This window comes from Rathayibacter rubneri (assembly GCF_023743255.1).
Classification (GTDB): domain Bacteria; phylum Actinomycetota; class Actinomycetes; order Actinomycetales; family Microbacteriaceae; genus Rathayibacter; species Rathayibacter rubneri.
Window position 1 is genome coordinate 1 of record NZ_JAMRYM010000140.1, and the last position, 6,277, is coordinate 6,277.

A 6,277-nucleotide genomic window follows, 5' to 3' on the forward strand; every position below is an offset into this window, starting at 1 on the left:
CGTCCGGGGGCCGGAGCGGCCCTCCGGGATGCGCTCGGGCACGGGCACGAGGGCGTGCGTGATCGCGCTCGAGAGGGTGAAGGCGCCGGAGTCGAGGTGCGAGGAGTGCCCGAGGCGGGTGGCCTCGTTGGCGCGCTGCTTCGCTCCGGAGGCGGGCCGGATGTCGCCGGAGAGGCTGATCTCGCCGAACGCCGCGATGCCGGGGCGCAGCGGGGTGTAGGCGTGCGCCGAGGCGATCGCGACGGCGATGGCGAGGTCGGCGGCCGGCTCCATCAGCTTCACTCCGCCGACCGTCGAGACGTACACGTCGCAGCGCCGCAACGGGATGCCCGCCTGCCGCTCGAGGACGGCGAGGATCATGGCGACGCGGGAGGCGTCGACTCCGTTCGTCACGCGGCGCGGGTGCTCGCCGTCGTTCGCGATGACGAGGGCCTGGATCTCGACGGGCAGGGCGCGGCGGCCCTCCATCGCCACGGTGACGCAGATGCCCGGGGTGGGGAAGCGGGTGCGCGACAGGAAGAGGCCGCTCGGGTCGGGGATCTCGGCGATGCCCTCGGCGGTCATCTCGAAGCAGCCGACCTCGTCGGTCGGGCCGAAGCGGTTCTTGAGCGAGCGGACGAATCGCAGCGCCGTCTGGCGGTCGCCCTCGAAGTGGCAGACGACGTCGACGAGGTGCTCGAGCAGGCGCGGGCCGGCGATCGAGCCGTCCTTCGTCACGTGTCCGACGAGCACGAGCGGCAGCGCGCGCTCCTTGCAGACCCGGATGAGGGTGGCCGCGACCTCGCGGACCTGGCTGGGGCCTCCGGGCAGGCCGTCGACCGTGTCGCTGGCGACGGTCTGCACCGAGTCGACGATGAGGAGGTCGGGCTGAACCTCGTCGATCTGACCGAGCACCGTCGCCAGGTCGGTCTCTGCGGCGAGGTAGAGGCTGTCGTGCATGGCCCCCGTGCGCTCGGCGCGCATGCGGACCTGGGCCGCCGACTCCTCGGCGCTGACGTAGAGGACGCGCTGGCCCTCGGCGGCGGCGCGCGACGCGACCTCGAGCAGCAGCGTGGACTTGCCCACTCCGGGCTCACCGGAGAGCAGGACCACCGCACCCGAGACGATGCCGCCGCCGAGCACGCGGTCGAGCTCGCCGACCCCGGTGGGCCGGTGGTGCGCACCGGAGGTGGTGGGGATCTCGGTGATCGGCCGGGCCACCCGGCCCGCGGAGGGGGCCACCGCCGCGACGGCGCGGACGAGACCGGTGCGCTCGGTGCTCTCGACGACCGTGCCCCACTGCTGGCACTCGCCGCAGCGGCCGACCCACTTCGCGGTCGTCCAGCCGCACTCCGAGCAGCGGTAGGCGGCGGTGCGGGTCTTCGAGGCGGCCATGGGGTCCTTCCGGAGCGGGTGGGACGTGGGGGAGGGGTCTGGAGCGAGGCTAGGAGCCGCCTCCGACATCGGACGCTCCTTCGAACGTGTCTTCGACGATACCGGGCGGCACCGACACGCGACGGTGCCGCGCCCGGGCCGGGGAGAAGGGTGCGGGATCGCCGCCTGTGGAGAGAGGCTCGCCCGAGCGGCGCGCCCGCGCTGTCGGAGGTCTGCGGGAGGATGACCCCATGGCGTCGACAGTGCACCACCTCAAATCCGGCCGCGCGCTCGGGGTCTCCTGGACGGGTCCGGAGGACGCCGAGCACGTCGTCGTGCTGGCGCACCCCGCCCCCGGCTCGGCCGATCTCGATCCCGACCCCGCGGCGACTGCCCGGCACGGTGTCCGGCTCCTGTCGGTCGACCGCCCCGGCTACGGTGACTCCGAGCTGCTGAACGACCTCGACCAGGCGGGGGCCGGTGCCCCCGCGACTCCCGAGCAGGCCGCCGCCGACATCGCCGAGTACCTCGCCACCATCGGCATCGCCTCCGTCGCCGCCGCGGGCTGGTCGGCCGGCGGCCGCGTCGCGCTCGCGCTCTCGGCCAACTACCCCGGCCTGGTGGAGCGCGTGGCCGTGCTCGCCACTCCGGCGCCGGACGACGCCGTGCCGTGGGTCGGCGACGAGAACCGGGCGATGCTCGAGTCGCTGCGCGCTCTGCCGGTCGTAGACGCCGTCCAGACCCTCCGCGCCGCGCTCGAGCAGGCGTTCGGCCCGGCTCCCTCCCCGGGCGCCCTCCTCGGGATGCTCGGCGCGAGCGAGGCCGACGCCCCGCTGCTCGAGTCGCCCGGGGTCCGCGACCGCCTCCTCCGCATGCTCGAGCGCGCCGCCGCCCAGGGCGCCACCGGCATGGCCGCCGACATCATCGGCTACACGCTGCTCGACTGGGGCTTCGCGGTCGACGCCGTCGCCTCGCCCGCACTCCTGCTCTACGGAGCCGAGGACGCCGAGGTCGGCCGCCTCCACGGCGAGTGGTACGCCGCCCGCCTCGCCGATTCGCGTCTCGAGGAGGTCCCCGGCCGCGGACACCTGCTCGCCGTCTCGGAGTGGGACCGCGTGCTCTCGTTCCTGCTGCCCGCGGTGGTCTGACCCGTCCGGCGCCTCGATCCCGCGCCGATTGGCGCGACTTGTGAGCGTCGCGTACACTCGACCCCGGTACCGTGTCCGAGCGGCCGAAGGAGCATGTCTCGAAAACATGTGTGGGCTTGCGTCCACCGTGGGTTCAAATCCCACCGGTACCGCCACTGTCGAAGGCCCCCCGCTTCCCCGGAAGCAGGGGGCCTTCGTCGTTTTGTCTACCGCGGCTTCGGATGCAGGGCGTCTCGCCGCCCTCGAAGCGCCGTCTCACTCGATCTCCGGGGAGGAGTGGGAGAAACTGATCAGACTTCCGGTAGTGATGGGCGCGTCACCCGGTACGATCCAGAGATCCGCTCTTCCAGGAGGCACATGAGCACAATTGGTCAGTTGACGAGGGTTACTCAACTCGATCAGCGGGTAGAACTCGACTTGTTTAGAACGGATCCCTCGGAGCTAGCTCGCAGAGCCGAGACCATCCTCAGCTCGGTGCCACGTCCCATCTTCCGGTGGGCAGGCTCTAAGCAACGGTTGCTTTCGCAGCTAGTGGAGCACATCCCACTGCGCTTCAAGACATATTACGAGCCCTTTCTTGGTGCCGCGTCCATGTACTTTTTGCTTCGTCCACAACGTGCCGTTCTCAATGATTCCTGCGGCCCCTTGATCGAGGCCTATCGAACTATTAGTTCTTCTTCGGAGGAAGTCTTCCTTCGTCTTTCGGAAATGGACATCCTTGATAAGGATTATTACTATCAGGTTCGTGGGACAGTCCCCGCGGACCCTGTCGCGGGGGCCGCGCGATTTCTGTATCTGAATCGGGCGGCTTGGAACGGGCTCTACCGTGTAAATGCCCGTGGTCAGTTTAATGTCCCATACGGAAACCCTCGTTCGTCAAACATAATCGATGAGAATCACCTACGAGAATCTGCCAAACAGCTGGCAAGCTCGGGAACGTTACTCCTAAGTGGCGATTTCGAAGTTGCGCTCTCTCGGGCAGGCGCTGAAGACTTTGTGTTCCTTGATCCTCCTTACGCTTCGAGCAAACGGCGCGAAGGTTTTGTAGATTATAACGAGAAGCTATTTACTTGGGAGGATCAGATGCGACTTGCAGAAGTTGCGGAGACTCTACGAGCGCGCGGCGCACGGGTTGTGGTGACCAACGCCTTTAATTCGGCAATACGCGATTTGTATCCTAATTTTCGAGAGTACCCCCTGGTCCGGCGAAGTTCACTGGCGTCAGATGTGAGCCGCCGACGCCCCGTAGCGGAAAGTGCACTAGTTGCATGAGTGAAACACCTGAATTGCTGGCCTCGAGTTACCAACTCGAAATTGACCCGACAAACATCGGTCCGAATCCGGATAACCCGCGACGTTATTTCAATGAGGAGCGACTGGACCTTCTTCGAACGTCGATTCAGGAGGTCGGGATCCTTGTTCCTCTCATCGTCTACGAGGACCCTTCGAAGCCAGGCAGTTTCATTCTCATGGATGGTGAGCGCCGCTGGCGTTGCTCAAGTGATCTAGGTCTCAGCCGAGTCCCAACGAACGTCATCCCGGCCCCTGATCCGCTTGACAATCTCCTTCGCATGTTTAATATTCACAATGTTCGGGAAGACTGGCCGCTTATCAGCGTGGCGCTTTCTCTCCGGGAGGTTATGAAGAAGTCGGGTGAAACAGGGGAAAAGCGTCTGTCGGAAATGACCGGGGTGACAAGGTCATCGGTTCGTCGTGCGCGGCGTCTTCTTTCTCTGCCGGAACCAGAGATTGACCTCATCAGAAATGAGGCGCACCTGGATAGACCTCAACAAGTTCACCGAGAAGATCTTTACCTCGAAATCGAGGCCGCAGATTCGGTCTTGCGATCGGCTCTCCCCAGCTTTGCCGCGAAGCACACGCGTCCTGAAGTCATTCGAGCCTTCGCCGCGAAGGCCGAGGCGAACACCCTGCGAGCAGTTACAGACTTTCGTCTATTGGGTCGACTGTCGAAAGCTTTGGAGGCCAGTACGATCGAGCCGGACCTGGTCGACTATGCGCTTGACGAGCTCATCGCAGATGTGAACGTGACGCCGCAGGAAGTCTTCGACAATTTTGCCGCAGAGGGTTACAGGCAGCAGACGCTGATCAAAAAAATCGAAGTGTTGAAATCAGATATTTTAAACATTGAAGACTATCGGCAAATCTCTACTCTTCTGCTTCAAGAGTTGACCGGCTTGCAACAAGTTCTTTCGAAAGTTTTGGGGCGATCGCTGTGAGTCTGGCATACGAGGATCCGCAGAAGACACGAATGAGGTCGGCGGCTGAGATGGCTGTTGATCAGGCCGGATTTACCTTGGTGGACGTTTTAGAACGAATACCGCTTCCGCCTGACTCCCAGATCGTGGGCTCGTTGCTCGGCGACCTGCAGAGTGTAGATGCAACTGGCACAAGAACGTTTTACTACCTTCGCCCGGGCGAAGACACAGTTCTTCCGAAGTGGATTGCAAATCTGGCGCGCGCATCCCATGCGCTGGCCGCTGGTCATGTTTATGTAGTCGTCTCATCCTATGCTGACGAACTAGTTCGTTCTTGTACGGACGCTGGTGCGGGTCTGCTAAGGCTAAGCGAGGACGGCGTGTTTGAGATGGTCGTAGATTACACGGAGACCGCGCCGAAGTCGCTTGAGGATGCCACGTCCGACCGAATCACCGCGATTCGCAGGTCAATGGAACGCCGACTCGAGATGATCAAGGTCGATATTGATGCTCGGGTGAGTGCCAGTGCAAGTATCCTGTCCGGAATGGAAAATGATGCGGCGGAACAGTACTTGAATAAGTTCGAGGCGGAGTATCGTGCTATGGATAGTTGGGGAACCGACATGTCAAAGCGATTGGATGGCCTGGGCGGGCGCTCTACTCCCGCGGAAATTGCTGAGGTAGCTGATCTTGTCGACGAGGGGCCCCGAGTGCCTGTGGAGAGACCTGTAAGGTGAAGCATATTTCGGCACTGATATCCTCACAGCATCGGTTGTTGTTGGTGTTAAGTTCGATCGCGATAGGAATATTGGGCTCGAGGGTCGCGACTGATCCGAAGGAATGGGAGTCCTGGGTCCTGCTTGGGGCGTCGGGCGTATTCCTCTTCACTGCTGATATTGGTCGTCAAGTTGACGAACGGGCAAGAACGCTTGCTACCGCGTCAAAGAGTTCTCTAGGCCGCACCAGGCTCGACGTCCTCTTGCGCGCGGAGAAACACACGGTTTTTTGGGGAGTCCTGGCTTCTGTGTTGATCGTACTTGGTCTTGTCTGCTGGAAGATTTTTTTCTAGGTCGCTTTTGACGGCGAAAGGCGGCGTGAGGAAGAGTTCCCTAAGTTGACGTCAGCCGCGGCGGGACGACGCCGCGTGCGCGAGGAGCGTCGCGACGACTCCGACGGCCACGCCGATGGCGGTCTCGAGGGCGCGGTCGCGGAGGAGGACGAGCTCGTCGGTGCGGTGGGCCAGCTCGACCATGAGGATCGCGAGCGGGGTCACGAAGGCCAGGGTGAGCCCGTAGTTGCGGCCGACGAAGAGCTCGGCGAGGACCTGGAGCAGGACGACGACGGCGATCGTGGCGAGCGGCGACAGGGGGAGGGCGAGGAGGGCGGCGGCGATGGCGACTCCGACGACGGTGCCGAGCATCCGGTGGCCCGCGCGGACCAGGCGGGCGGCGACGTCGGCGCCCGAGACGGCGGCGACGGCGGCGACCATCGCCCAGTAGGGGTGGCCGAGGCCGGTGGCGGTGGGGATCGCGCCTGAGACGAGCACGACCGCGCCGAAGC

General features: G+C 64.3%; 6 protein-coding genes and 1 tRNA gene. 5 read left to right on the forward strand and 2 right to left on the reverse strand.

Annotated elements, in window-relative coordinates; genetic code table 11:
* On the reverse strand, positions 1-1,374 hold a 1,374-nt coding region (gene radA / locus NB037_RS18110; RefSeq protein ID WP_251948267.1), incomplete at its 3' end, for a DNA repair protein RadA.
* 230 nt (positions 1,375-1,604) lie between these two features.
* Here radA and NB037_RS18115 point away from each other — a divergent pair.
* The 5 genes from NB037_RS18115 (at position 1,605) to NB037_RS18130 (ending at position 5,454) form a co-directional block, all read left to right on the forward strand.
* Positions 1,605-2,501, forward strand: coding sequence for an alpha/beta fold hydrolase (locus tag NB037_RS18115; RefSeq protein ID WP_251948269.1), 897 nt, complete (start codon positions 1,605-1,607; stop codon positions 2,499-2,501).
* A 65-nt stretch (positions 2,502-2,566) separates the two neighbouring features.
* A tRNA-Ser gene (locus NB037_RS18120) sits at positions 2,567-2,656 on the forward strand.
* A 202-nt stretch (positions 2,657-2,858) separates the two neighbouring features.
* Positions 2,859-3,773 (forward strand): DNA adenine methylase, encoded by a 915-nt coding sequence (locus tag NB037_RS20020; RefSeq protein WP_372490789.1) that lies wholly within the window; start codon positions 2,859-2,861, stop codon positions 3,771-3,773.
* Positions 3,770-4,738, forward strand: coding sequence for a ParB/RepB/Spo0J family partition protein (locus NB037_RS18125; RefSeq protein ID WP_251948272.1), 969 nt, complete (start codon positions 3,770-3,772; stop codon positions 4,736-4,738). The genes NB037_RS20020 and NB037_RS18125 overlap by 4 nt, the downstream gene beginning before the upstream one ends.
* Positions 4,739-4,788: 50 nt before the next feature.
* On the forward strand, positions 4,789-5,454 hold the full coding sequence (locus NB037_RS18130) for a hypothetical protein (protein WP_251948274.1): 666 nt from the start codon (positions 4,789-4,791) through the stop codon (positions 5,452-5,454).
* A 383-nt stretch (positions 5,455-5,837) separates the two neighbouring features.
* Here the strand turns inward: NB037_RS18130 and NB037_RS18135 are convergent.
* A partial coding sequence (locus tag NB037_RS18135; RefSeq protein ID WP_251948276.1) for an FUSC family protein occupies positions 5,838-6,277 on the reverse strand: 440 nt, incomplete at its 5' end.